The following is a 25,475-nucleotide window of genomic DNA, read 5'->3' as shown; positions in this document are numbered from 1 at the left end:
AAGTGATGTTCAATTAACAGATAAAAAAGGAGATTCAAAAATGGATAATAACAAGACGGAGACTGCCATATTTGCAGGTGGCTGCTTTTGGTGTACTGAGGCTTTTTTCACCGAACTGAAAGGTGTTGAGAAAGTAGTATCCGGGTATATAGGCGGGACTACAGCAAATCCTACCTATAAAGAAGTATGCACAGGTGCGACGGGCCATGCGGAGGCGATAAAAATAACCTACAACCCAAGTGAAGTTGCCTACGAAGATTTGCTGGAGATATTTTTTGCCACGCACGATCCAACTACGCTTAACAGGCAGGGCGCCGATGTGGGTACACAATACCGCAGCGAGATATTTTATACTACCGATGAACAGAAAGCATCGGCAGAGAATTTCATAAAGCTGCTTACCGACCAACACATTTATGACAAGAAGATCGTAACGAAAATTTCGAGCGCACCAACATTTTATCCTGCGGAAGATTACCACCAGGATTATTACGCGCAAAACGGCAACCAGCCGTATTGCCAGGCTGTTATTACGCCTAAAATGGATAAGCTGAAAAAGAACTATAAGTCGAAACTGAAACAATAAGCAGTTGAGTACAATATTAAAGAGGGCATTGCGATTTTCGTGATGCCCTTTTTGTTTAGGGTTACTTTTATAGTTAAAGGGGGCTTTGTATATTTACAATACAAAAACTACCGGAATGGAAACTTCAAAACACAAACCCGCAAAAACCTGCTACAGCCATTTGGGTGGCAAGCTTGGAGCATTGCTTTTGGAACAGTTTATCGAAAAAGGCTGGATAGCCAAAGAGGAACAATCTGCTAAACACTATTTTATTACTGCTAAAGGCGAAAAGGAATTTGAGAAGCTGGGCGTGGATCTTTCTCAGATAAAAGAGGAGTAACTGCTCCGCAAAGTCTCTGACTTTGTGGTAGCGATGGCATGTCTCTGACACGTATTGTAAAGGTCGGGAGACCTTTAAACACTTCCGCAAAGTCAGAGACTTTGCGGAGCGACAGGTTTCACGATCACAATACGATACCCATCCGGATCGGCATAGGTAATGCCGTTAGCTTTCCAATATGGATTTTTAGATTCCAAAGCAGGGTTATTATTTTCTGTAAATCTTTGAATGATCCTTTCATATTCTTCTATGGAAGCAGGATAAAACACCAGCAGGTCATCTTCATCCGGTTTATGTTTCGCAGCTTCATCCGAAATGGTAAACTCAAGATGCCAGTCGGCTCCCGGTATGCCTAAGAACACACCGTCATAACCGTCATGCCCTTTAAAACTGCCCAGCACTTCAAACCCCAATACATTCCTGTAAAAGGTGATGAGAGAGTCAAGGTTATTGGTATGGCGCGCCGAACGGAATTTCATAAGTTGACTTTTAAGTTATTCTGTTTCTAAATTACATCCAATAGTTTTCAGGCTTGTAAGTGTTTTGATCCCGGCTGCGTCGACCTTATCTACAATTTCAAAATCCGGCTCGCCATACGCATTCATAAAGTTAATCTTCAAGCCTCTTTCATGTTTTTCTATAGTCGAGATCTTTGCTAGCGGTATCTTATAACATACCCCAAAATCAGATTTGAAATATTGTAAAATGTAATAGGCCAAAATTCCTAATCCAATCACCAGTACCATATAAACCTGGAAATTGCTCACCATGTCAAACAATGTCTCAACAATTATGATATATAAAGTAAATATAAATCCCTTCATTTTGAGGATACGATAGTTGTTGGCAGCTATAGTCGCTTTTCCTTTTTCCTGGAGCCCTCGCGCTTCCTGCCAGTTTCCACTATTAGTCAGGTAAATGCTTTCGGAATCCAGGTTAATATACCCGGCAGCATATTTAAAATAATGCTTCATATTTTTGTGCTAACTTTTTATTCTCAGCTCCTAAGACGCTCAGTCTCTCAATAACTTTCCTACTCTTCCATATCCCATATATCAGTATTTGTACACCTGATATCCAGTCTGGGCATGGTGTATCCGCTTGCTCCAATTGATTTTATAATAGCCGAAACCCTGATATTCTTACCCTCAAATTGCTGGTAATTGGTTACCATATCCTGATCGGCCATCTCGAACGTCTCAAACGCATAGATTACCGTTGCTTTGTCATTGGCAGAGCATTTTAGCCAGTTTTTGCCCTCTTCATCAAGGGACAGGTAATTGAACATGCCTCCCTTTTTGAACTGGTTATATGGCGTAATAATATTTTTCCCTTCAAATCCTTTCAGTTTTTTAAGGGCCTGGTCTTTATCGATTTCCTTATTGCCCAAAAGACCGCTTACGGAAGTAAGGTACATGTATCGTATAATGCCTGCATCATCGCTCATTTCGTCCGCGCCTTTAAAGCGGTTCAGGAACTCCCGGGAGATTTTTTCGGTTTCTTTCCAGTCCTCTTTTATCAGGAACGGGATAATGCGGTTGTAGTCGTCTTCCGTTATCAGGGACGCGGTTTCCTGTGCAGACGAAATGGTGTTTGAAAGCATCGCCGCGAACAGCAGCAGGCAGTTTAAGAAAGGTTTCATAAGTTGGTTTTGATTACAGCAATAGTATAAAAAACTTTCTCATCTTTTACCGTAATTTTAAACCTACCAAAACTTTTTTGAGCCACTAAAAACTATCTTTCCTAATAGGAACTCTGCAACTTTGCCACTTTGCCACTTTGCGACTTTGTTCTAAAAAATTAAACTATAATCGTCCTCCCCGAACCTGATTTTTTTCCTTTTTCGAAAGTAAAATCAATGCGTCCGAGGTTGATGCCATAACAGCCCACCTGGTTCACCATAACTTCCTTGCCTTCCAGGTTTTTCTCTATCTGTGGTTTGGTAAGGAACGTATGTGTGTGCCCACCGATGATAAGGTCGATATCTTTTGTTTTCCATGCGAGTACAAGGTCGCTGGCCTTTTCTTTTTCGTCAGGATATGCAAACCCAAGATGCGACAGGCAGATAACCAAATCGCATTTCTCATTGTGCTTAAGGATACGTGTCATATCCTGCGCTATCTCAATAGGGTTGAGGTACACCGTTTCCTTATATAGTTTCTTGTCCACCAGTCCTTTCAGTTCAACGCCAAGCCCGAAGATGCCTATTTTGATGCCGTCCTTAACAATGATCTTGTAAGGCTTCACGATACCGTTAAGCACCGTATTCTTAAAATCGTAATTTGCCGAAACAAAATCGAATTTAGCATGGGGCAGCATGGCATGAAAGCCGTCGATCCCATTGTCGAAATCGTGGTTGCCCATTGTCGAAAGGTCGTACTTCATCATGCTCATGAGTTTGAACTCCAGCTCGCCCCCATAATAATTAAAGTAAGGCGTACCCTGGAAAATATCCCCGGCATCAAGCAGTAGCACATTGGCATTCTCGCGGCGTATCTGCTCAATAAGTGTTGCCCTTCGCGCCGCGCCGCCCATATTTGGGTATTTCGGATCATCGATAGCAAACGGGTCGATATGGCTGTGCACATCGTTAGTATGCAGTATCGTTAGCTTTTTTACTTCAGGCTCATCAAAGCTGCTTAACGATAATCCGCCCAATACCAGCGCGCTTCCAGCAGCTGTTTTTTGTATAAAATCTCTTCTTTTCATTGCTTGTCGGTTATAATGCGCAGCGATTTCGATGCATAAAGTGTATCTGTAGCCTTAAAATAATCGATAAAGACATTGCGTAGCTTGTAATCAAGGTCATAGGTAGCAACGCCTCTCTTGAAGAACGCCATGTTATCGCCGCCACCCGACAGGTAATCGGATGTGGCAACATTGTATATTTTACTTATGTCCAATGGCTTACCTTGTATAGTAATGTCTTTTACCATCGTGGCATCCTTATTTAAATGTATTTCCATGCCGGCAAGAGGATGCGGCTTTTTCTCCTTTATAATGTAATCGGCCATCTCCCGTACCTGTTCACCTTTCAGGGCTATAACTACCAGGCTGTTCTCGAAAGGCATGATGTTAAAGGCAGTGCGTGTGGTTACGTTTCCCTTTGGGATTATGGATCTTATTCCGCCGTGGTTGAGCAGGCAGATGTCGGCATGCCTTTTTTGGCGGGCAAACAATACTTTATCGGCAGCTTCCAGCGTTACATCTGCCATGAGGTTGCCGATTGCTGTTTGCCAGCCGTCTATCGATTTTGATTTATCAAGGGTTTCCGGCGCATAGGCCAGCACGCTGTCAAGGTCTTTATCAATATGTTCGCGGTAGGGTTTTATAAAGGCATCAATTTCCTGTGTGTCAGCATACTCATTGGTGACAGGGATTTTTTTTCCTTCTATTTTTGTATTCTGCAGGCCGGTCGACCCGCAGGCAATGATCCCGGCCATTGCGGCGAACAAAACAAACCGCCTGACGGATGTGCTATACTTTTTGAAGATTATCATTGAGGAGACAGATATTTGAATTATTTTTGTATTCGACAAGTAAAAGTACTATGTTTTTAAAGTTTATTAAAGATTTTGGCCTAAAAAAGATTATTAAGAAAAAGTTATCCGGCTATAAACCGGTGTCGTCTCCGGATAGGGTTATGACAGTGGGGATACTTGTTGATGAGAGTTATTTTCTTGATAAAGAATTGCTTATAAGCGAGCTTGTGAGTTTCGGTATTGCCCGCAACGCTATCAAAACGTTAAGTTTTAAGGAACGTGTCAGGCCCAAGGAAATTGTGGACTGTTGCCATTACACACGTAAAGACATATCGGTAACCGGAAATTTTGAAAAAACCGATGTAGCCGAATTCATCGATACGCCTTTTGATATGCTGATCAGCTATTATGATTTAGAAAAACCGCCGCTTGTATTGGCGACTCTCAAATCAAAAGCGAAGTTCAAAGTTGGTTTTTCGAGTGTCGACAACCGCCTGAACCACTTTATGATCAGCAGCCAGGCCGAGAAATACACCGAATTTGTATCCGAACTATTCAAATATTTAAAGATCCTAAACAAAATATAAGCATGCAGCAGTTAACAGGCACGGGCGTTGCCCTTATAACACCCTTTAAAAAAGACTTTTCGGTAGATGTGGACGGGCTGAAAAGCGTTGTGAATTTCCAGATAGACGGCGGTATCGACTACCTCGTGGTACTGGGTACAACAGCCGAAGCCGCCACCCTGAGTAAGGAAGAAAAGGAACTCGTTATAAAAACTGTTATAGAAGCCAACGCAGGCAGGCTCCCGCTTGTCCTGGGTGTGGGCGGTAACAATACGGCGAAAGTGGTAGAAGAACTGAAAACCCGCGATCTCTCTGCTTTCGTAGCAATACTATCGGTTTCTCCATACTATAACAAACCGACACAGGAAGGCATCTACCAGCACTTTAAGGCTGTAGCCGAAGCATCGCCAATACCTGTAATTTTATATAACGTACCGGGACGTACGGCAAGCAATATGCTTCCTGCAACCGTGATACGCCTGGCAAATGATTTTGAAAATGTAGTAGCCATAAAAGAAGCCGCAGGCGATATTGTGCAGGCCATGAGGCTGATACAGGGCGCGCCGGAAGGCTTCCTTGTAATTTCGGGCGATGATATGATTACGCTGCCGATGGTGCTTGCCGGTGGTGCCGGAGTGATCTCGGTAATAGGGGAGGGCTTCCCTAAAGAGTTTTCGCAAATGGTACGCCTTGGCCTTGAACGTAAAGTTGACGAAGCCTACAAACTGCATTACCTGATGGCCGATGCTATAGATATGATATTCGAGCAGGGCAACCCGGCAGGCATTAAGCATGTGTTTAAAGAATTGGGGATATGTGGCGATACGGTAAGGCTTCCGTTAGTAAGTGTTAACGAAGATTTAGCAGGGCGCCTGAGCGATTTTGTAAAAAAGATTGGGTAAAAGTCTAATAAGTGAAGTGGGTTTTTTAAAATCTCCGGTTTGATATGACTGGCTATAATAAGAGGTTTTTTATAGCAACAATTGAAACCATGATGCAATAAAACCACAAAAATACAGTTTAAAGAAGGTGCTTTCGGGGCATCTTTTTTTATGGCCGGGTAATTAACGGGCACTTTGAAAGGATGCAAAGATAAAATTTGTGAAAATTCGTGTAATTCGTGGCAAAAAATTATATCTCGAGGCTTTGAAAAAAGATTTTTGTATTCCCTAATTATTAACTAATTTTGCAGTTGCTTTTAAAACAGCGGCTGTTCGCAGCTTAACCAAAATATATGGCAAGATTTTTTTACATACTCCTTTTTGCATTAGTGCTTACATCATGCAGCCAATTCCAGAAAGCGCTGAAATCAGATGATATCAAATTAAAATATGAAGTGGCAGAAAAGCTTTATGATAAAGGGAAATATTCTAAAGCCATTCGCCTTTTCGAACAGATAGCGCCATCCTACAGGGGTAAGCCGCAGGCCGAAAAGATGTTTTACATGTATTCGCAATCGCTGTATAAAACAAAGCAGTATTATTCTGCTGGTTACCAGTTCGAGAGCTTTACAGCCGGTTACCCAAGGAGCGAAAAGCTGGAAGAGGCTTCATTTTTAGGGGCTAAAAGTTATTACCAATTGTCGCCGCGTTATTCTCTGGACCAGACCGATACGTATAAGGCGCTTGATAAATTGCAGGCATTTATAAACAATTTCCCGAACTCACAGCTTATGCCGGAAGCAAACTTACTGGTAAAAGAACTGAGGGAAAAGCTGGAGAAAAAAGCGTATGAGATAGCGAAGCAGTACCACCAGACAGGTGAATATTTCGGCGATTACAATGCAGCGATCAAGGCATTTGATAATTTTATAATCGATTTTCCGGGTACACCTTTAAAAGAAGATGCCCTTTATTATAAATTCGATGCGTCGTACCTATTGGCAATAAACAGCGTACCTTCCAAGATGCTACAGCGCCTTAATGATGCCAGGGACAATTATAATGCGCTTGTAAAGTTTAGGCCGGATACCAAATACAAAGTGCAGGCAGACGAAAGCCTTGCAAAGATAAATACTGAATTACAAAAATTTTCTAAATAAAAGAGTCATGGATTTAAAGAAAACAACTGCTCCCGTAAACACCATTACCTACAACAAGAGTAAGATTGAGGAACCGACAGGTAACATTTACGAGGCAATTACAATTATGGCAAAAAGGGCGAACCAGATCAATACCGAAATAAAAAAGGAACTGATCGAGAAGCTTGAAGAATTTGCTACTTACAACGACAGCCTCGAGGAGATTTTTGAAAACAAGGAACAAATAGAAGTTTCTAAATTTTACGAAAAACTTCCTAAGCCGCATGCATTGGCTGTACAGGAATGGCTTGATGAAAAAATTTCCTACAGGGAACCTAAATAATAAACAGTTATGTCTGTTTTAAGCGGTAAAAAAGTGCTACTCGGTATATCCGGTGGGATAGCCGCATACAAAACAGCCTCACTTGTAAGGCTATTTATAAAGGCAGGTTCGCATGTACAGGTAGTCATGACACCTGCCTCTAAAGATTTTATTACCCCACTCACATTATCTACACTGTCCAAAAACCCTGTCTACTCCTCATTCTATAATGAAGAGGATGAGAACGCGGTTTGGAACAACCATGTGGACCTGGGCCTTTGGGCCGACCTCTTTATCATTGCCCCGGCTACGGCCAACACCATGTCCAAAATGGTTTCCGGCAATGCTGACAATCTGCTGCTTGCAACCTATCTTTCTGCTAAATGCCCTGTCTATTTTGCCCCGGCAATGGATTTGGATATGTATAAGCACCCCTCTACGATTTCGAGTTTTGATGCCCTGAAAAGCTTTGGCAATACCATGATCCCTGCCGAATCCGGCGAACTGGCCAGTGGCCTTTCGGGTGAAGGAAGGATGGCCGAACCTGAGAATATCATTGCCTTTATTGAGAAGGACCTGGAAGGTAAATTACCCCTTCGTGGAAAAAAAATACTCGTAACTGCCGGCCCGACATACGAACCGATAGACCCTGTGCGTTTTATAGGGAACCATTCTACCGGCAAGATGGGGTTTGATATTGCGAAAGCCGCCGCAGACGAGGGTGCGGAAGTCATTTTGGTTACGGGGCCAACACATCTGAAGCTTGAACATTCTAACATAAATGTGGTGCATGTAACATCATCGGAAGAAATGTACCATGCCTGCCATGAGTATTTTGAAACTATGGATGCCGCTGTAGCTGCTGCTGCTGTAGCCGATTACAGGCCCAAAACCGTAGCCCCGCAGAAGATAAAAAAGAACGAGGGGTCGCTGGTGCTTGAATTGGAAAAGACAAAAGACATACTGTCTTCACTGGGTGCAAAGAAGTCGAAACAGTTTCTTATAGGGTTTGCCCTGGAGACTGAAAATGAAATTGAGAATGCCAAAGCGAAGATTAAGAAAAAAAACTTAGATTTGATTGTTTTAAACTCGCTGAACGATGAAGGGGCGGGATTTGGAAAGCCAACCAATAAAGTGACTTTTATTGATAAGGATTTCAATGAAGAACCGATGGACCTTAAAACAAAAGAAGAAGTTTCAAAAGACATTATTAATAAAATAAAAGAGCATTACAATGTATAAATGGATAGGGCTGTTGCTTATGTTTTTCTCCTTTACCGTGAATGGTCAGGAGCTGAACTGCAATGTTAAGGTAAATTACCAGATGATTACTGATGCTAACCCGCAGATATTCAAAACGCTGGAGCATGCACTGAATGACCTTATGAATAACACCCGCTGGACATCGCGCAATTTTGGGAGAAGTGAGCGTATAGACTGTACCATGATATTTACGATATCGGCTTATGATTCTAATGCGTTCAGCGCTACGTTGCAGGTACAGTCGTCAAGGCCTGTCTTCAACTCGACCTACTCATCGCCTGTATTTAACTTCAACGATAAAGACATAAGCTTCAGGTATACCGAAGGTGAAAACCTTATTTATAACCCCAACAGCGCCGATTCCAATCTTATGGCGTTGGTGTCATTCTATGCCAACGTGATCATAGGACTCGATGCTGATACTTTCCAGAAAAACGGCGGTACAAAATATTATGAAGCTGCACAAAACATGGCCAGCCTTGCGCAGGGTGGTAATTACAAAGGGTGGAGCCAGCAGGAAAGCGGCAACCAGAACAGGTATTTCCTTATAAATAATTTAATGTCCAATACTTTTACCCCGTTTAGGGAGGCGCTGTACAGCTACCACTTTTTAGCATTGGATAAAATGGCTGACAACCAGAAAGAAGCCAAAGAGAAAGCTGTTGTTGCCCTCAAAGAATTGAGCCAGCTTCACAGCGTAAGGCCAAATTCATTGCTGATGCGCGTATTTTTTGATGCCAAAGCCGATGAAGTGGTAGGCATGTTCTCTTCAGGCCCACAGGTAACGATAACCGGCCTGGTAGATGTACTCAACAGGATATCGCCGCTTAATGGCTCAAAATGGAGTAACATTAAATAAGCGCATTTTCATATCATATAAAACCCCAAAGTATAAAGCTTTGGGTTTTTTAATTATCTTCTGCCTAACAGGTTTAAAGGGAAGGTGTATGGCAGACTATCCACCAAACGAAAGTAGCACGTTCTGTCATTTCAAACGCAGCTTGTGGAGTGAGAAATCTCAAAAAAAGCTGTAAATATCTGAGATTTCTCCTTCATCGAAATTACACAGATGCCCTCAATGCGATACTGACTATCCTTTGGAATACTTTATTTAAAACCTGTCAGGTCTGTGAATACACAACCGAAAATACTATATTTGTACTGCTATCGCTATACACATGCTGCAGACTTTACATATAAAAAACTTTGCTCTTATAGAGCACTTGCATATCGATTTTTCCAACAGCCTCTCTACCATAACAGGGGAGACCGGTGCCGGAAAATCTATCCTCCTGGGAGCGCTGGGCCTTGTTTTGGGTAACCGCGCCGACCTGACTTCGCTAAAAGACAAAGAGCAGAAATGCGTAGTGGAAGCTTATTTCAAAATAGGCGACTACAACCTGCAGGAATTCTTTTCGGAGAACGACATGGACTATGAGGATGTTACCATCATCAGGCGGGAGATATTGCCTTCGGGCAAGTCGCGCGCCTTTGTGAACGACAGCCCGGTAAACCTCCAGGAACTCCAGAAATTGGGGGAATATCTCATAGACATCCACTCCCAGCAGCAAACCCGCGAGCTCAGCGATGAAGCCTACCAGATGCAGATACTCGATGCCATAGCAGGCAACGGCGACATACTTGCAAGTTACAGGCAACAGCTATCAGCTTATAAATCGGTACAATCAGAACTTAAGAAGTTACAGGATCAGAAAAATACGCTATCAAAAGAGCAGGATTATAATTTATTCCTTCTAAATGAATTGCTTTCGGCCAACCTGAAAGCAGGCGAGCAGGAAGAGCTTGAACAAAAGCTGGAAAAACTCAGCAATGTAGAGTTCATAAAAGAGTCGCTTGCAAAGGCTTTGGCTATAGCCAATGAAGAGCAGGTAGGGGTGGTGCAGAACTTAAAAGAAATAAAAGCATCGCTGCAAAAGATCAGCAGTATCTCGTCGGAATATAATGATTTTTACGAAAGGGTTTCAAGCCTTGTGATCGAGTTTGATGACATTGCCGGGGAGCTTTCGCAAAACTTTGAAAAACTGTCAGACGATCCCGAAGAGCTGGAGCGTATCAACCAGAAATTACAGCTTATTTATACACTTCAAAAAAAGCACGGTGCTGCTACTGTAGAAGAATTGCTCGCCATACAGGAGGCCCTTGACAGCAAAGCATTGATGGCGGGTGATATCGATTCGTCTATTGAGAAGCTTACTGCTGAACTTGAAAAGAATAAAGCGCAGGCTGACGATACGGCTGCATTGCTGCACGAGCAGAGGCAGCGTGCCATACCGGTGCTTACCGAAAAAGTTACCGCAATACTTTCCCAGCTTGGAATGCCTAATGCGCGTTTCAATTTTGAGGTTAAGGTCGGGGATACCTATTATACCAATGGCAAGGACGTGATGAGCCTGCTGTTCTCTGCCAATAAGGGTACTGATTTTGGGTTGCTGAAAAAAGTAGCGTCGGGCGGTGAGATGTCGCGGATCATGCTTGCCGTAAAAGCGGTGCTAGCTGAATATTCAAAACTGCCGACTATTATTTTTGACGAAATTGATACCGGTGTTTCAGGAGAGATCGCCAACAAAATGGGTGACATTATGAAGGGCATGAGTAAAGGGATGCAGGTATTTGCGATAACCCATTTGCCGCAGATCGCTTCTAAAGGCGAACAACATTATAAAGTATTTAAAACCACACAGGGAGAAACTACGGTATCGGAACTGAAGCTGCTTACCAAAGAAGAGCGGGTAAGGGAAATTGCCGAAATGCTTTCCGGTAAGGATATATCCGATTCGGCCTTAAACCACGCGAGGGCATTGCTGAACTAAAAAATCAAATTATATTTGCTATACTAATTCAACAAACTATATTTCTGAAGATATGATCATCGAACCAAGAATGAGAGGATTTATTTGCCTTACTGCCCACCCGGGCGGTGCAGCGCAAAACGTGAAACAACAGATAGAATATGTAAAATCGAAAGGCCCGATAAACGGTGCCCAAAAGGTTTTGGTTATAGGGGCATCCACAGGCTTTGGCATGTCGTCAAGGATTACAAGCGCATTCGGTAGCGATGCAGCCACTATAGGCGTATTTTTCGAAAAGCCTCCAGTTGAAGGTAAAACCGCATCGCCGGGCTGGTACAATTCGGCTGCGTTTGAAGAAGAAGCGCACAAAGCAGGCCTGTATGCCAAAAGCATCAATGGTGACGCTTTCTCGAAAGAGGTGAAGCAGCAAACGATGGACCTTATAAAGAACGACCTTGGCCAGGTAGACCTGGTAATATACAGCCTTGCATCTCCCGTGCGCCAGCATCCTGAAACGGGTGTGTTGCACCGCTCGGTGCTAAAGCCAATTGGAAATGTGTTCAGCAACAAGACGGTAGATTTCCATACCGGAAAAGTATCGGAGGTTACGATACAGCCTGCTGAAGGTGATGATATAGAGAATACAGTTACCGTAATGGGTGGCGAAGACTGGGCGATGTGGATGGATGCGCTAAAAGAGGCCAACCTTCTTGCTCCGGGAGCTGTTACAGTGGCTTATTCTTACATCGGGCCATCATTGACGGAGCCTGTGTACAGGAAAGGTACTATTGGCCGTGCAAAAGACCACCTTGAAGCGACCGCGTTTGAAATAACCGACAGCCTGAAGGATATAGGCGGTAAAGCCTACGTTTCGGTAAACAAAGCATTGGTAACACAGGCAAGCTCTGCAATACCGGTTATACCATTGTATATTTCGCTGCTTTATAAGATAATGAAAGAAGAAGGCGTGCACGAAGGGACTATAGAGCAAATGCAGCGACTGTATAGCGAAAGGCTCTACACGGGTGGCGAAGTGCCAGTTGATGAAAAAGGCAGGATACGTATAGACGACTGGGAAATGCGCGACGACATCCAGGAAAAAGTGGCAGCCCTTTGGGAAAAAGCTACTACCGAAAACCTTGCTGAAATAGGCGATCTTGAAGGATACCGGAAAGACTTTTATAATCTTTTTGGCTTCGATTACAAAGATGTGGATTACAAAGCCGAGGCAAATGAGCTGGTAGGCATTGATAGTATAAAATAACTATTTAGTTCGTGAATATTTGAAGCTCCCTTTACGGGAGCTTTTTTGTTAAATATCACAAGTGTTTTTAAATATGTTTCGAATTATAACATAAGGTGTTAAAAATCTGTTTGTTAAAGTTTTAAAATTGACTCTTGTTGTGATATTTTAGTAAAATAATCGATTCTTTTATCCCGATAGCGATCTCATTTTTGTGAAAAAATTGAATATATGTAATAATTTATCAAAAAAATTATACATAATTTTTAATTATAAGGACGATTTGAGTTAAATATTGATATTTTACTGAAAAATAACACATAATTGTAATAATAACATAAAATTAGTTATTAAATAATAATATATTTGTGTGTTAAAAAAATCAAAATTCTATGAATCAATTTTACAATTCCTTATGGGGAGTATTCACTCTGAATGGGAAAACTAGGGAAGAAAGCTCCGGACGGGTATACCGTAGGAGGCCTTCTTATTTTGCAGCGCTTGCGGCTGTGTTAATGCTCTTTTGTGTTACAGGTGCGTTTGCCCAGGCAAGCGATTACACGTTTACACAAACCAGCGGAACATTTACGCCCATAACAGGTGGCACTGTAGTTAATACTGCAACAGGCGGTACCGCAATGGACAGTTATTCGTCCCCTGTACAGACAATGCCAACACCATTTACTTTTGCAGGTATATCCTATACCACTTTTTATGTAACAAGTAATGGCCAGATCCAATTGGGTGGCGCTTCTGCACCAAGTACTGCAGAGTACCGTGTTATAAGCACCAGTACAGGTAACAATGTTTTCCTGGCTCCTTTTTCGGGTGACTTGTCTGTTGGCCCTACAGGTCCCGGTGAGATACGCTGGGAGCAGGTGGGTAACGAGATCGTTATTCAATGGAAAAACTTCGCCAGGTATAATAAAGCGGAGACATTCAACATTCAGGTTCGCTTAAATACCGTTAATGGTACTATTAAGTTTGTGTATGACGGTACGCCGCCATATGCTGCAACTACAGATTATCAGCCGCAGATAGGTATTAAGAGTTCTGCGACAAATTATTTAGGACTTACTGTTGCTACAGCAGGGTCGTGGAATACACCGGTAGAGGTGAGGACAGGTATGACAGGTACGTCAATTGCTGCATTCAATGGTGCGCAGGGCTTTACTAGTGGCCTTACTTACAACTTTACTGCGCCAACTTGTTCTGCCCCATCGGCATTAACGGCTACTTTGCCTACGCAAAACGGCATTACTTTGGGTTGGACGGCATCGGTAAGCAGTCCTGCTTCAGGATACGAATACTACATATCGGATACGAATACGGCTCCGGTAGCAGCTACTGCCCCAACGGGTACACAAGCTACGGGAACAAGCGTTTCAGCAGGTTCCCTGAATCCTTCTACAATTTATTATGCATGGGTAAGGAGTGCATGTTCAGGTACAGATAAAAGTAGCTGGGCAGGACCCGTATCTTTCGTGACAGCGCAAATTCCGGCTCCTCTTCCGTATACAGATGGATTTGAAGACGCAAATAACTGGACCCTTACAAACGGAACACAGGCTAACAAATGGTTTGTTAGCAATTTTGTAAATAATGGCGGTACTAAGGCATTGTATGTTTCGAACAGTGCTACCGGCGCAAGTAATAATTATGACAATACAACCTCTGTAGTTCATGCGTACAGGGATTTTTCGATACCGGCAGGCGCTACAATAGCCCAGTTGGATTTTGATATTAAATCCGGCGGCGAGAGCACTTATGACTATCTCAGGGTTTGGGTTGTACCAACATCCTATGGCCCTGTAGCAGGTACCCAGACTACTGTTGCTTTGGGTGGTGCAGGAACGGTAATGATAGCAGATTATCAAAACCTGACCAATGGTGCCTATTTATCAAAAACATTTTATGTTCCGGTTACCCCGTTCGCAGGGCAAACGGCAAGGATTATATTTGAATGGGTAAATGATAGCGGAACAAGGACACAGCCTGCCGCTTCTATTGATAACGTGGTATTCAAGCTGCCTTCATGTGTGCCTCCGGCATCATTGGTAGCTGCAGCAAGCCCGTCGGGTGTGGCTTTGTCATGGATAGCTCCTGCAACAGCACCGGCTGGTGGTTATGATATTTATTATGCAACTACCAATACAGCTCCGGCTCCGGCAGCGGCTGCATCGGTAAATGTACCTACAGGAACTACTACAACTATTACTACACTAAACTCTGATACCGTATACTACTACTGGATGAGGAGTGTTTGTAGTGACAGTGATAAATCCGGATGGGTGTATGGTGGTTCGTTTATGCCCGACTGTGCGGCAACAACGCCTACAATAACACAGGACTTCACAAGCTATACCGGCGCAGCGCCAGTTCCGGCATGCTGGAGAGAGGCTGTAGGGGTTTTAGGAACTTCGGTTGCAGTAAACAACCTGACTACCGGTAGTGCCTGGACAAACGAAAATTATAACAATTTTTCAGGTGCCAACGGAACTGCTGCCCGTGTTGAACTTTACGGAACGAGAAATGAATGGCTTATATCTCCTGGAATAGATTTAGGAACTACTCTTGATTACCAGTTAGAATATGCGGCTTCAGTGACCCAGTGGTCAGGATCAGCTGCGATTGACATGGGTGAAAAATCGGTAAAAGTTCTTATCTCTACTGATGGAGGTCTTACCTGGGCTGCTGCCAATACGTTGAAAACGTATAATAATACAAATGCCCCTATAGGTGGAGTTAATGAAGTTATTTCGCTTGCGGCTTATACAGGTGTTGTTAAAATTGCTTTCTACGCGAACAGTGCAACAACTACTCAGGATCTAAGATTCTACATAGATAATTTCAGGGTGAGGGCAATACCACAGTGTTTTGCGCCAACCAACCTTGCAACAACTACAATAACTAAAAATACTGCCGGCATTACATGGACAGCATCTTCGCCTGCTCCGGTAAACGGATATGAGTATTATGTAGCTACAACTGCTACAGCACCTACAGGAGCTACTACAGCTAGTGGCAGTGTTGCTGCGGGTGTTGTAAATGCATCGATACCTTCACTTACTCCTTCTACAGATTATTATGTATGGGTAAGGGCAAACTGTAATACCGACGGACAAAGCGAATGGATTGGCCCTGTGTCATTCAAAACGCTTTGTGATTCGTACGAAATTACATCAACAACCCCTGCCGCCAGGTGCGGTACAGGTACTGTAGCATTAAACGCTGTTGCTACCGGAGGTGTAATAACATGGTATGACGCAGCGGGAGCGCCGTTAGGTACAGGTTCACCATTTACCACGCCGTCAATAAGCGCAACTACAACTTACTATGCAAGGGCTGTACAGTCTACTGCGGGTAACGGGGTTATAGGCACGGCTACTACCTTGACAGGAGACTGGGATCAGCCAACGGCATTCAACAACCGTTATGCAAGTTACAAGCAGCAGATTATTTATACAGCACAGGAGTTGCTTGCTTCAGGCCTTACTGCTGGTAACATAACCTCAATGGCATTCAATATCGCTACATTGGGAAGCTCTGCCAACAATACCAACTTTAAGGTTAGGATAGCCAACACATCTTTATCATCGTTTGCTAATACTACATATGCTACTACAGGCTTCAGTACTGTTTTTGGCCCTGTTACCTACACGCACACAGCATCAGGATGGCAGACAATTACATTTACAACGCCATATAGCTGGGATGGTGAATCTAATATAATCGTTGAGGTCTCAAGCCAGGGTATCGATTCGTCTAATAATTCACAAACATATTATACGTCTACAACCAACCCAATGGTATTGTCTAACATCAGCGACCTTACTGCTACCACAGGTACTGCTTCGGTACAAAGGCTTAATACCACTTTTAGTGGGCAGGTAGGGTGCAGCTCTCCAAAAACGGCTGTTGTTGCTACAGTAAATACAGCTCCGGATTTTGTAATAAGCGGCAATGCTGTTGCTATCTGTAATGGCCAGACATCATCGGCTATAACAGTAACAACCGGCGCAGCTGATTATGACAGCTATGTTTGGTCGCCTGCAACAGGTGTTTCAGGAAACGCAACCAGCGGATGGACATTTAACCCAACAGCTACGACTACCTACACGCTTACAGCTTCGCAAACTACAGGTGCGGCATGTACTGCGGTTAAAACTGTTGTTGTAACGGTTAACGAACTGCCTGGCGCAGTAACGGTAACACCTCCTGCAGGTCCTGTATGTACTGATTCAGTGGTTACATTGACTGCATCCGGCGGTACAACACCGGGATCGGTAACAATTGGTACTGCAACTACAAATACAACTAATACTGAAGAGCTTACAGCTTTCAATAACAGAAGGCAAAACTATAAAAGCCAGACTATCTATACAGCTGCCGAATTGCACGCTGCAGGCCTTCAGGCCGGTAATATACTATCGGTAACATATAATGTTTTTGCAGTAAGTGCTACTTCTGTTACAAATACAAACTATACCGTGAAAATGGGAGCTACTACGCTTACATCGTTCCCGAATACCACTTACCTCAGTGAGGCATCATTTACAACGGTATATGGCCCGGTTACGCAAACGCACACAGCCGGTTTGAACGCAATTACCTTTACATCTCCATATCCTTGGGATGGTGTTTCTAATATCGTAGTTAGCGTTTCGATGGCAGGTGTTGACGGTTTATACAACGCACAGACGTATTATACCGATCTTGGCGCCAATACTACATTGTATAATTATGACAACCTTACGGCAACTACAGGTACGACTTCGACTAAAAGGCTGAACCTTGGCTTTGGAGGTTTTGTAGGTGGCCCAATGACATGGACACCGGCAACCAACCTGTACACAAATGCAGCGGCTACTACAGCTTATGTAGCAGGTAGCGATGCAAGGACAGTTTATGCCAAATCTTCAGCTGTTGGTACAACAACCTATACTGCTACTGCTACAGCTAATTCAGGCTGTACGGCGACCGCAACGGTAAACGTAGACGTTATCGATTGTGGTATCAACTGGGCTAACCTTCAGTGGCCGGCCAGTGGCACGACAACTACATGCGGCGATTTTACAGCATACGCACAGGTGTATAAAGCAGGTGTTACCGAAGCTCCGGGCGCAAATACAAGCATTACTGCCTGGATAGGTTTCTCTGCTACTAATACCGACCCATCAACATGGGCTGAGTCTGATTGGCATCTTGCAACTTTCAATTTGCAGTCAGGTAATAACGACGAGTATATGTATACCATTTCAGGCCTGCCTGCCGGTACATATTACTACGCAAGCCGCTTCAGGTTCCTTACAGGATCTAACTATTATGGCGGATTCTCAGGAGGCCAGTGGGACGGCACAACCAATGTTAGCGGTGTATTAACTGTTAACGGTGTTGCTGCGCCAACCGCAACGGCTACACTTACCCTTTGTAATTCTGGTACTGTTAATGACTTGCAGGCTACCGGTGAAACAGGAGCAACTATTAAATGGTATGCTGCTGCAACCGGAGGCGTTGCTTTGGACAACACAACAGCCCTTACAAACGGAGGTACTTATTATGCTTCACAAACTGTTGGAGGATGTGAAGGTACAGCAAGGACACTTGTTACTGTTACGCTTAATACCCCGGCTGCCCCGGTAGCTGCGGCATCGCAAACAGTATGTAACTCAGGTACACTGGCCAGCCTTAACGCTGTAGGTGGTGCAGGAGCAACCATTTCATGGTATGCTAACGCAACCGGCGGAACAGCTTTACCGCTTACAACCGAACTTACCAATGGAGGTGTATATTATGCATCAGCAACAATTGCAGGATGCGAAAGCACTACAAGGACTATGGTTACCGCAACTGTAAATACTGTAGCTGCCCCGGTAGCTGCGGCATCGCAAACAGTATGTAACTCAGGTACACTTGCAAGCTTAAACGCTGTAGGTGGTGCAGGAGCAACCATTTCATGGTACGCTAACGCAACCGGCGGAACAGCTTTACCGCTTACAACCGAACTTACCAATGGAGGTGTATATTATGCATCAGCAACAATTGCAGGATGCGAAAGCACTGCAAGGACTATGGTTACCGCAACTGTAAATACTGTAGCTGCCCCGGTAGCTGCGGCATCGCAAACGGTGTGTGGTTCAGGTACACTTGCAAGCTTAAACGCTGTAGGTGGCGCAGGAGCAACCATTTCATGGTATGCTGATGCAACAGGCGGAACATCATTACCGCTTACTACCGCGCTTACCGATGGTGGTGTATATTATGCATCAGCAACAATTGCAGGATGCGAAAGCGCTGTAAGGACTATGGTTACTGCAACTGTTTCTGTAGTTGCCGTACCAACATTTACACTTGTACAGCCAACGTGTACTACAGCAACGGGTACAGTTACGGTTACGGCACCGGTTGGCACTGAATATACTTATAGTATAGACGGTACAAACTTCCAGGCTTCCGCTACATTTAATGGCCTTGCTGCAGGTACTTATACAGTAACTGCTAAAAATGCAGCCGACTGTACAGCAACATCATCGGTAACGATCAACGCTGCCCCGGATTTGCCTGCTACACCAACGGTTACGCTTACGCAGCCTACATGTACTGTGGCTACAGGTACTATCGAGGTTACGGCCCCTATAGCAGATGCTAACACCTACAGTATAGATGGTACTACTTTTGGCCCTTCTTCAATTTTTGAAAATGTTGCGCCGGGTACTTATACCGTGACAGTTAAAAACTCAGCCGGGTGTACTGCAACGGCTTCGGTAACTATCAATGCAGCTCCGGCTGGCCCTGACGCTCCTACAGGAAATGCTACACAGGAAATTACAGTTGATAATGCTGCGGATGCAACTATAGAAGATATCGTTGTTACAGCAACAGGTACTGTTAAATGGTATGCGAACGAAGAAGATGCGCTTGCAGGTACTGATGCTTTGGCAGCAGGCACACAGGTGGAAGACGGGACTACATATTATGGAACACAGACAATAGGAGAGTGTGAAAGCGCACCTATCGCTGTAACTGTAGATGTATTGCTAGGTAAAACTGATTTTAATATGAGTGCACTGGTATATCACCCGAACCCGGTGAAAGATGTACTTAATATATCGTACTCATCAGAGATCAGCTCAGTTATCGTGTATGATTTGCTTGGACAAAAAGTTATAGCAAAACAGCCGGGAACTAACGAAGTGAAACTCGACATGTCAGGCCTTGCAGATGCTACTTACATTGTAAACATAACTGTTGGCAATACTGTGAAAACAATTAAAGTTGTAAAAAGACAGTAATTAATAAAAAGGCTAATGCCTGAAAATTGAGCCACCCGTGAGGGTGGCTTTTTTTATGGATGCCACTTTAAAGAGTAATTATTTTTATTGCAATAATCAGGATTTTTTTAGCCTTTATCTTGTTAATAAAGTATTATAGTCGCTTTTATTAGGTTGCATGAAAACAAATTCGTTGCGAATTATATTAGTGTGTTATATTAAAATCAGGTTTAATTATCATTTTTTTTATCATTAAGCTATTTCTATGCGAATTATTCAAAAATTAAATATTTAAATTTTGTCTTTAGGGTTTTTTGTAATAATTTTTTAATTTTATTAACAATAAATCATAAATTTTATTAAATGAAAAACACTACTATCTTTAAAACCTCAAATTATGGGAAAAATTTGAGGTTTTGGCATTTTTGCCTTCTCTTTTTCGGGCTGCTAACGGTCACGGGCGGGTATGCCCAGGCAACGATCAGCGTAGGTTCGGGGACAGCGAACAGCTCCTTTTACCTACCGGTAAGGGCTTATTATGGTTATTCGTATACCCAGCAAATTGTTACTGCCGCTGAATATGCAGGCGGTGGCGGTATTGCCGGTAACATAACCAAAATAAGGTATTACATTTCTACTGCAGAATTACCGCTTAACACCTGGAATAACTGGACGATTTATATTGGGCACACCAATAAGACGGCTTTTGCTTCCACTACAGATTGGGAGCCTACGACAAACCTTACGCAGGTATTTTCGGGTACTGTAACGCAGGTATCGAACAGCTGGATGGAAATTACCCTGACAACTCCTTTTGCCTACAATGGTACGAGCAACCTGGTAATTGGCGTAGATGAAAATGCACCATTATACACCAGTGGCTTTAACGACACTTATTTTGGGTCGTATACCTCGACTGCCAATTCAGGGATCTATTATTATAATGATAGTACCAATCCCAACCCTGCAGCTCCGCAAACGGCGACCGGCAGGACGTCTACACTGCCAAGGCTACAGTTTGTAGGAGCAGTGGCATCATGCGTTGCACCTACGGCCCTTGTATCTTCTGCCATTTCAAACAATGGTGCAACAGTGGCCTGGACAGCTTCTTCAAGCAATCCTGCCTCAGGATATGAGTATTATCAATCGACCACCAATACTGCCCCTACGGCATCGACTACCCCTACGGGAAGTGTTGCTACAGGAACTTCGGTAACGCTTAGTGCGCTTACGCCGAACACTCCTTATTATGTATGGGTAAGAAGTAATTGTGGTGCAGGCGATACAAGCAGCTGGAGTGCTGTGGTTAACTTCACTACGTTATGCGATCCGCAGGATCTTCCATATACGCAGAATTTCGAGTCGGTAACAGCGCCTGCACTGCCGGAATGTACGATCGTACAGAATGCAGGTACAGGAAATAACTGGGTTACTGCCGCAAATCCTGGCTATGGATTTACTACCAAAGTATTGCAGTATGGCTACAACTCAACGAATGCAGCTAATGTATGGTTCTATACAAAAGGGCTTAACCTTACAGCAGGTACATCTTACAGGCTTACCTATAAATATGGTAACAATGGTGGTACTACGTATATAGAGAAAATGAACGTTGCTTACGGTATGGGCACTGTCGCTACGGCGATGACCAACCCGTTGGCAGATCATGCAAACATCAACAACAACGTTACACCGATGACGAATATCGTTGATTTTACACCTTCGACTACTGGTGTTTACTACATAGGTTTCCACGCTTATTCTGCTGCTAACCAGAATCAGCTGTTCCTTGACGATATTTCTGTTACCGTAACTCCTGCATGTATAGCGCCTACAGCGCTTACTGTTGGTACAAAAACAGAGACAAGCATAGGCTTCTCATGGACGGCTTCTACTGTGGCGCCAGCAATGGGCTATGAGTACTACTATAGCACTTCAGACACTGCTCCTACAGGTACTACTACCGCTTCAGGAAATGTTGGTGCAGGCGTTGTTACAGCAAGTATCGCTTCACTTTCTCCTTCTACAACATATAATGTATGGGTAAGGGCCAAATGCGACACAAATTTATACAGCGACTGGACGGGCCCTCTTGCTGTTACAACACTTTGTGATGCTCCGGATATTACAAGTACAACACCGGCAACAATTTGCGGACAGGGTACTGCCCAGCTTCAGGCAACAGCATCTGCAGGCGGATTGCTAACATGGTATACTGCTGCAACCGGCGGCAGCATTGCAGGGACAGGAACAACACTGACTACACCTGTTATAACAGAAACGACCAGCTACTATGTTGAGGCGAATTCATCGCCAAGTTATGTGGTAGGACCGTCATACAGCGGAACAACGAACAATGGCGCAAATACGGGTTCTCATGGTATCATGATCACTACAACAGTGCCTAACGTTACCATCAACTCTTTAGCCGTTCCGTTTACCGGAACAGGAACAATGACTATTGCTCTTAAAAATACTGCAAATTCAGCAGTTATAACATCGGTAGTAACAGGAACACTAACCGGTTTGGGAACAACTCCGTTAACGATACCTGTCAACCTGACCATAGCGACTCCGGGCAGCTACCTTTTGATCATGAACGCTGTTTCAGGAACAGTTGGCAACCTTGGGTATACTTCAGGCAATACGTATCCGTTTGCAACTGCCGACGGATCATTCAGCATCACAAACGGATACTGGTATGGTTCTACAACAGATAACCTGTATTTCTACAACCTTAATGTTACGCAGGGCTGTATCTCGCCAAGGCAAATGGTAACTGCCACAGTTACAACCGCTCCGGCTATCAGTGCGACAACTACTGATGCTGAACTATGTGCAGGCGAAAGTACAGGCCTTTCTGTAACTAGTTCGAATGCAGGATATACTTACAGCTGGATGCCGGGTAACCTTACCGGGGCAACCCAGACTGTAACTCCGGCGCAAACTACAACGTATACAGTTACAGCTACTGATACCGGCTCAGGGTGTATAACCACGGGTACGGTAACAGTTACAGTAAATCCATTGCCTGTAGTGGCAGCTATGACCGATGTAACAGTGTGCGAAGGCGGAATCCAGATGCTTACGTATGAAGGTGCCGCCGGTAACGTTACTTCAGGTACAGCAACAGGTGCATCGGTAGCGCAGACTACAGCTACAACACTTGGGCCTAACCCTTTCCAGAACTACTACGGTGGAGCAAAACAGCAATGGATCTATACTGCTGCAGAACTTACCGCTTTGGGACTTGCTTCGGGATCGAATATCAATTCGATAGCGCTGAACCTTGCTACTGCCAACAGTACACCTGTACTTAATGGCCTTACTATTAAAATGAAGAATACTACAGTGGCATCGTTTGCTACTACATCTTCATGGGTTACAGGTACAGTTACTGTTAAAGCGTCATCTAACTATACACCGGTTGCAGGCCTGAACACCTTTGCGCTTGATGCTCCGTTTGTATGGGATGGCACCAGCAACCTTGTTATAGAGATGAGCTATAGTAACAACAACTCTCCTAGCACAGGAACGAATTCGGCAACATTCAGTACAACGCCGTTTGTAAGCACACTATTCTACAGGGCCGATTTTACAGCCCCTGCTGATATGTCGGCATACACAGGAGTTGGTACCGCTACATTCAGCCAGAGGAACGATGTAACATTCAACTTCGCTACTCCTGTAGAGACTGTTTGGTCACCGGTTACTAACCTTTATACTAATGCAGCCGCAACAACACCTTACACAGGCGGAATTGCCGGTACTGTATATGCAAAACCAACTGCAACTGCTACCTATACTGCAACTGCATCAAATGCAGCCGGATGTTCGATTTCTGATGATGTTGTTGTAACGGTGAATGTTGTAGCTGCACCAACAGCAGAGGCAGTACAAACGGTATGCGGCGGCGCTACTGTTGCCAGCCTTGAAGCGACAGGAACGACGATTAATTGGTATGCCGCTGCCACAGGCGGAAATGCACTTGCTGCAAATACGACTCTTGTTGACGGATTGACATATTATGCTTCACAGACTGTGAACAACTGCGAGAGCATGGCAAGGACAGCAGTTACTGTTGACCTAACTATAACTCCGGCTCCAACAGTGGCCGATGATACCCAGACATTCTGTGGCGCAGGTACTGTTTCGCAAATAGTAGCTACAGGCACAGGGCTTCAGTGGTATACAACAGCTTCGGGAGGAAATCCTGTTGCAGGTACTATGGCATTAACACCAGGCCTTACTGTATATTATGCATCGCAAACAATAGATGGCTGCGAAAGTAGCGCAAGGACTGCAGTAGCAGTTGTACTGAACGTTACCGATGCTCCTCAGGCTGCCGCAACACAATCATTTTGTAATGCAGGTACTGTAGCAGGATTGATGGCGACAGGATCGGGCGTACAATGGTTCAGCGATGCTACGGGCGGAACTGCCCTGGCTTCAACCACAGCGCTTTCTGACGGAGGTGTTTATTACGCATCGCAAACGGCAAACGGCTGTGAGAGTACAACAAGGACTATGGTTACTGTATCGATCAGCACACCTGATGCTCCGGATGCAGAGGCTTCACAGACTTTCTGTAACTCAGCTACTGTGGCAGACCTTACTGCAACAGGAGAGGGTATACAGTGGTATAGCGCCGAAACTGGCGGAACTGCTCTTGCAGGTACTACAGCGCTTACTAACGGAGCTATGTATTATGCTTCTAGGACTGTTGACGGTTGTGAGAGTGCAACAAGGGCAATGGTTACTGCAACAGTAAACATGACTGCTGCGCCGGTTGCTGCTGCTACGTTACAGTCATTCTGTAACAGTGCTACTGTAGCTGATCTTGATGCCGAAGGAACAGATGTACAATGGTACACTTCTGCAACAGGCGGTACAGCTTTGGATGCCCAGGGAGCGCTGGTAGACGGAATGCTGTATTATGCTTCTCAGACTGTAAATGGCTGCGAAAGCGCTGAAAGGGCAACTGTTGCTGTTTCAATAAATGCTGTTGCAGACGTAACAGGTGATGCGCAGCAAACCATAACAGTAGGCGATGCCAACGATGCCACGATTGAAGATATTGTGGTGAATGGCAACGGTAATATTACATGGTATCCAACCGAAGAAGATGCTTTGGCAGGAACAAATGCTATAGAGCAGGGCACAACACTTGAATCCGGATCTACTTACTATGCTATGCAGACTGTAGGTAACTGTACAAGTGAAAATGCACTTGCTGTAACGGTAGATGTGTTATTGGGCGGTGAGCATTTTGATGCAGCAGCGTTCCAGTACTATCCAAACCCTGTAAAAGATGTGTTGAACATTTCATACTCATCAGATATTACATCTGTAAGCGTATTCAATATGCTTGGCCAACAGGTTATTTCCCAAAAACCTGCCGCAGCACAAGCCAAAGTTGATATGTCTTCGCTTGCCGATGGCGCTTATATCATGAAAGTTACAGCCGGAAACGCTGTAAAAACAATCAAAGTCATGAAAAAACAATAATCAATAAGGGATATAATTTCCCGCACCTGATTTGTTTTAAAGCCGCTGCATTCGTGTAGCGGCTTTTTTTTGTTTTTAAATGGGT

At 44.0% G+C, this 25,475-nt stretch carries 17 protein-coding genes; 12 read left to right on the top strand and 5 right to left on the bottom strand.

What is annotated here, in order from left to right; translation table 11 throughout:
- Positions 1–40: 40 nt before the first annotated feature.
- Both msrA and AAEO56_RS01450 read left to right on the top strand, forming a co-directional pair.
- Positions 41–586, top strand: a complete 546-nt coding sequence (gene msrA / locus AAEO56_RS01455; RefSeq protein WP_341695558.1) for a peptide-methionine (S)-S-oxide reductase MsrA — start codon at positions 41–43, stop codon at positions 584–586.
- Between the two features lie 115 nt (positions 587–701).
- Positions 702–905, top strand: a complete 204-nt coding sequence (locus tag AAEO56_RS01450; protein ID WP_341695235.1) for an ArsR family transcriptional regulator — start codon at positions 702–704, stop codon at positions 903–905.
- Positions 906–997: 92 nt separating this feature from the next.
- Here the strand turns inward: AAEO56_RS01450 and AAEO56_RS01445 are convergent, their stop codons facing one another.
- The 5 genes from AAEO56_RS01445 to AAEO56_RS01425 form a co-directional block, all read right to left on the bottom strand.
- A complete protein-coding gene (locus AAEO56_RS01445) occupies positions 998–1,384 on the bottom strand; it encodes a VOC family protein (RefSeq protein WP_341695234.1) in 387 nt (128 codons plus the stop codon).
- Between the two features lie 15 nt (positions 1,385–1,399).
- Complete coding sequence (locus AAEO56_RS01440; protein WP_341695233.1) at positions 1,400–1,879, bottom strand: hypothetical protein; 480 nt, start codon at positions 1,877–1,879, stop codon at positions 1,400–1,402.
- Positions 1,880–1,938: 59 nt separating this feature from the next.
- The gene (locus AAEO56_RS01435) at positions 1,939–2,547 is read right to left on the bottom strand and encodes a hypothetical protein (RefSeq protein WP_341695232.1); all 609 of its coding nucleotides are present in this window, start codon (positions 2,545–2,547) and stop codon (positions 1,939–1,941) included.
- Between the two features lie 158 nt (positions 2,548–2,705).
- A complete protein-coding gene (locus AAEO56_RS01430; protein ID WP_341695231.1) occupies positions 2,706–3,614 on the bottom strand; it encodes a bifunctional metallophosphatase/5'-nucleotidase in 909 nt (302 codons plus the stop codon).
- Entirely contained in the window at positions 3,611–4,405 is a 795-nt protein-coding gene (locus AAEO56_RS01425) for a 5'-nucleotidase (RefSeq protein WP_341695230.1), read from the bottom strand. The genes AAEO56_RS01430 and AAEO56_RS01425 overlap by 4 nt, the downstream gene beginning before the upstream one ends.
- 50 nt (positions 4,406–4,455) lie before the next feature.
- Between AAEO56_RS01425 and AAEO56_RS01420 the strand changes: the two genes are divergently transcribed.
- From AAEO56_RS01420 to AAEO56_RS01375, 10 genes are all read left to right on the top strand, one after another.
- Positions 4,456–4,974 (top strand): DUF6913 domain-containing protein, encoded by a 519-nt coding sequence (locus AAEO56_RS01420; protein ID WP_341695229.1) that lies wholly within the window; start codon positions 4,456–4,458, stop codon positions 4,972–4,974.
- A 2-nt stretch (positions 4,975–4,976) separates the two neighbouring features.
- Positions 4,977–5,855 carry a 4-hydroxy-tetrahydrodipicolinate synthase gene (gene dapA / locus AAEO56_RS01415; RefSeq protein ID WP_341695228.1) on the top strand — a complete coding sequence of 293 codons (879 nt, stop codon included), beginning with the start codon at positions 4,977–4,979 and terminating at the stop codon, positions 5,853–5,855.
- Positions 5,856–6,187: 332 nt separating this feature from the next.
- A complete protein-coding gene (locus AAEO56_RS01410; RefSeq protein WP_341695227.1) occupies positions 6,188–6,994 on the top strand; it encodes an outer membrane protein assembly factor BamD in 807 nt (268 codons plus the stop codon).
- A 7-nt stretch (positions 6,995–7,001) separates the two neighbouring features.
- Complete coding sequence (locus AAEO56_RS01405) at positions 7,002–7,316, top strand: DNA-directed RNA polymerase subunit omega (protein WP_108778330.1); 315 nt, start codon at positions 7,002–7,004, stop codon at positions 7,314–7,316.
- Between the two features lie 9 nt (positions 7,317–7,325).
- Positions 7,326–8,537, top strand: coding sequence for a bifunctional phosphopantothenoylcysteine decarboxylase/phosphopantothenate--cysteine ligase CoaBC (gene coaBC, locus AAEO56_RS01400; protein ID WP_341695226.1), 1,212 nt, complete (start codon positions 7,326–7,328; stop codon positions 8,535–8,537).
- Positions 8,530–9,417, top strand: coding sequence for a type IX secretion system protein PorD (gene porD, locus AAEO56_RS01395; protein WP_341695225.1), 888 nt, complete (start codon positions 8,530–8,532; stop codon positions 9,415–9,417). The genes coaBC and porD overlap by 8 nt, the downstream gene beginning before the upstream one ends.
- Before the next feature lie 319 nt (positions 9,418–9,736).
- Complete coding sequence (gene recN, locus AAEO56_RS01390; protein ID WP_341695224.1) at positions 9,737–11,389, top strand: DNA repair protein RecN; 1,653 nt, start codon at positions 9,737–9,739, stop codon at positions 11,387–11,389.
- A 52-nt stretch (positions 11,390–11,441) separates the two neighbouring features.
- Positions 11,442–12,632 carry an enoyl-ACP reductase FabV gene (gene fabV, locus AAEO56_RS01385; RefSeq protein ID WP_341695223.1) on the top strand — a complete coding sequence of 397 codons (1,191 nt, stop codon included), beginning with the start codon at positions 11,442–11,444 and terminating at the stop codon, positions 12,630–12,632.
- Between the two features lie 371 nt (positions 12,633–13,003).
- On the top strand, positions 13,004–19,903 hold the full coding sequence (locus AAEO56_RS01380; RefSeq protein WP_341695222.1) for an Ig-like domain-containing protein: 6,900 nt from the start codon (positions 13,004–13,006) through the stop codon (positions 19,901–19,903).
- A 342-nt stretch (positions 19,904–20,245) separates the two neighbouring features.
- Positions 20,246–25,390 (top strand): beta strand repeat-containing protein, encoded by a 5,145-nt coding sequence (locus tag AAEO56_RS01375; RefSeq protein WP_341695221.1) that lies wholly within the window; start codon positions 20,246–20,248, stop codon positions 25,388–25,390.
- The last annotated feature ends 85 nt before the right edge of the window (positions 25,391–25,475 follow it).

The organism is Flavobacterium arundinis, assembly GCF_038289855.1.
In the GTDB taxonomy this organism is placed as follows: domain Bacteria; phylum Bacteroidota; class Bacteroidia; order Flavobacteriales; family Flavobacteriaceae; genus Flavobacterium; species Flavobacterium arundinis.
Note: the sequence above shows the minus strand (reverse complement) of the source record. Positions and strands in the feature narration are given on the sequence as shown.

Excerpts from the sequence above, each read along its gene's own strand:
- AAEO56_RS01380 (WP_341695222.1), top strand. The coding sequence starts at position 13,004 with ATGAATCAATTTTACAATTCCTTATGGGGAGTATTCACTCTGAATGGG.
- AAEO56_RS01435 (WP_341695232.1), bottom strand. The coding sequence starts at position 2,547 with ATGAAACCTTTCTTAAACTGCCTGCTGCTGTTCGCGGCGATGCTTTCA.
- AAEO56_RS01445 (WP_341695234.1), bottom strand. The coding sequence starts at position 1,384 with ATGAAATTCCGTTCGGCGCGCCATACCAATAACCTTGACTCTCTCATC.
- AAEO56_RS01375 (WP_341695221.1), top strand. The coding sequence starts at position 20,246 with ATGAAAAACACTACTATCTTTAAAACCTCAAATTATGGGAAAAATTTG.
- AAEO56_RS01405 (WP_108778330.1), top strand. The coding sequence starts at position 7,002 with ATGGATTTAAAGAAAACAACTGCTCCCGTAAACACCATTACCTACAAC.
- porD (WP_341695225.1), top strand. The coding sequence starts at position 8,530 with ATGTATAAATGGATAGGGCTGTTGCTTATGTTTTTCTCCTTTACCGTG.
- AAEO56_RS01450 (WP_341695235.1), top strand. The coding sequence starts at position 702 with ATGGAAACTTCAAAACACAAACCCGCAAAAACCTGCTACAGCCATTTG.
- AAEO56_RS01420 (WP_341695229.1), top strand. The coding sequence starts at position 4,456 with ATGTTTTTAAAGTTTATTAAAGATTTTGGCCTAAAAAAGATTATTAAG.
- AAEO56_RS01430 (WP_341695231.1), bottom strand. The coding sequence starts at position 3,614 with ATGAAAAGAAGAGATTTTATACAAAAAACAGCTGCTGGAAGCGCGCTG.
- recN (WP_341695224.1), top strand. The coding sequence starts at position 9,737 with ATGCTGCAGACTTTACATATAAAAAACTTTGCTCTTATAGAGCACTTG.
- fabV (WP_341695223.1), top strand. The coding sequence starts at position 11,442 with ATGATCATCGAACCAAGAATGAGAGGATTTATTTGCCTTACTGCCCAC.
- AAEO56_RS01440 (WP_341695233.1), bottom strand. The coding sequence starts at position 1,879 with ATGAAGCATTATTTTAAATATGCTGCCGGGTATATTAACCTGGATTCC.
- dapA (WP_341695228.1), top strand. The coding sequence starts at position 4,977 with ATGCAGCAGTTAACAGGCACGGGCGTTGCCCTTATAACACCCTTTAAA.
- coaBC (WP_341695226.1), top strand. The coding sequence starts at position 7,326 with ATGTCTGTTTTAAGCGGTAAAAAAGTGCTACTCGGTATATCCGGTGGG.
- AAEO56_RS01410 (WP_341695227.1), top strand. The coding sequence starts at position 6,188 with ATGGCAAGATTTTTTTACATACTCCTTTTTGCATTAGTGCTTACATCA.
- msrA (WP_341695558.1), top strand. The coding sequence starts at position 41 with ATGGATAATAACAAGACGGAGACTGCCATATTTGCAGGTGGCTGCTTT.
- AAEO56_RS01425 (WP_341695230.1), bottom strand. The coding sequence starts at position 4,405 with ATGATAATCTTCAAAAAGTATAGCACATCCGTCAGGCGGTTTGTTTTG.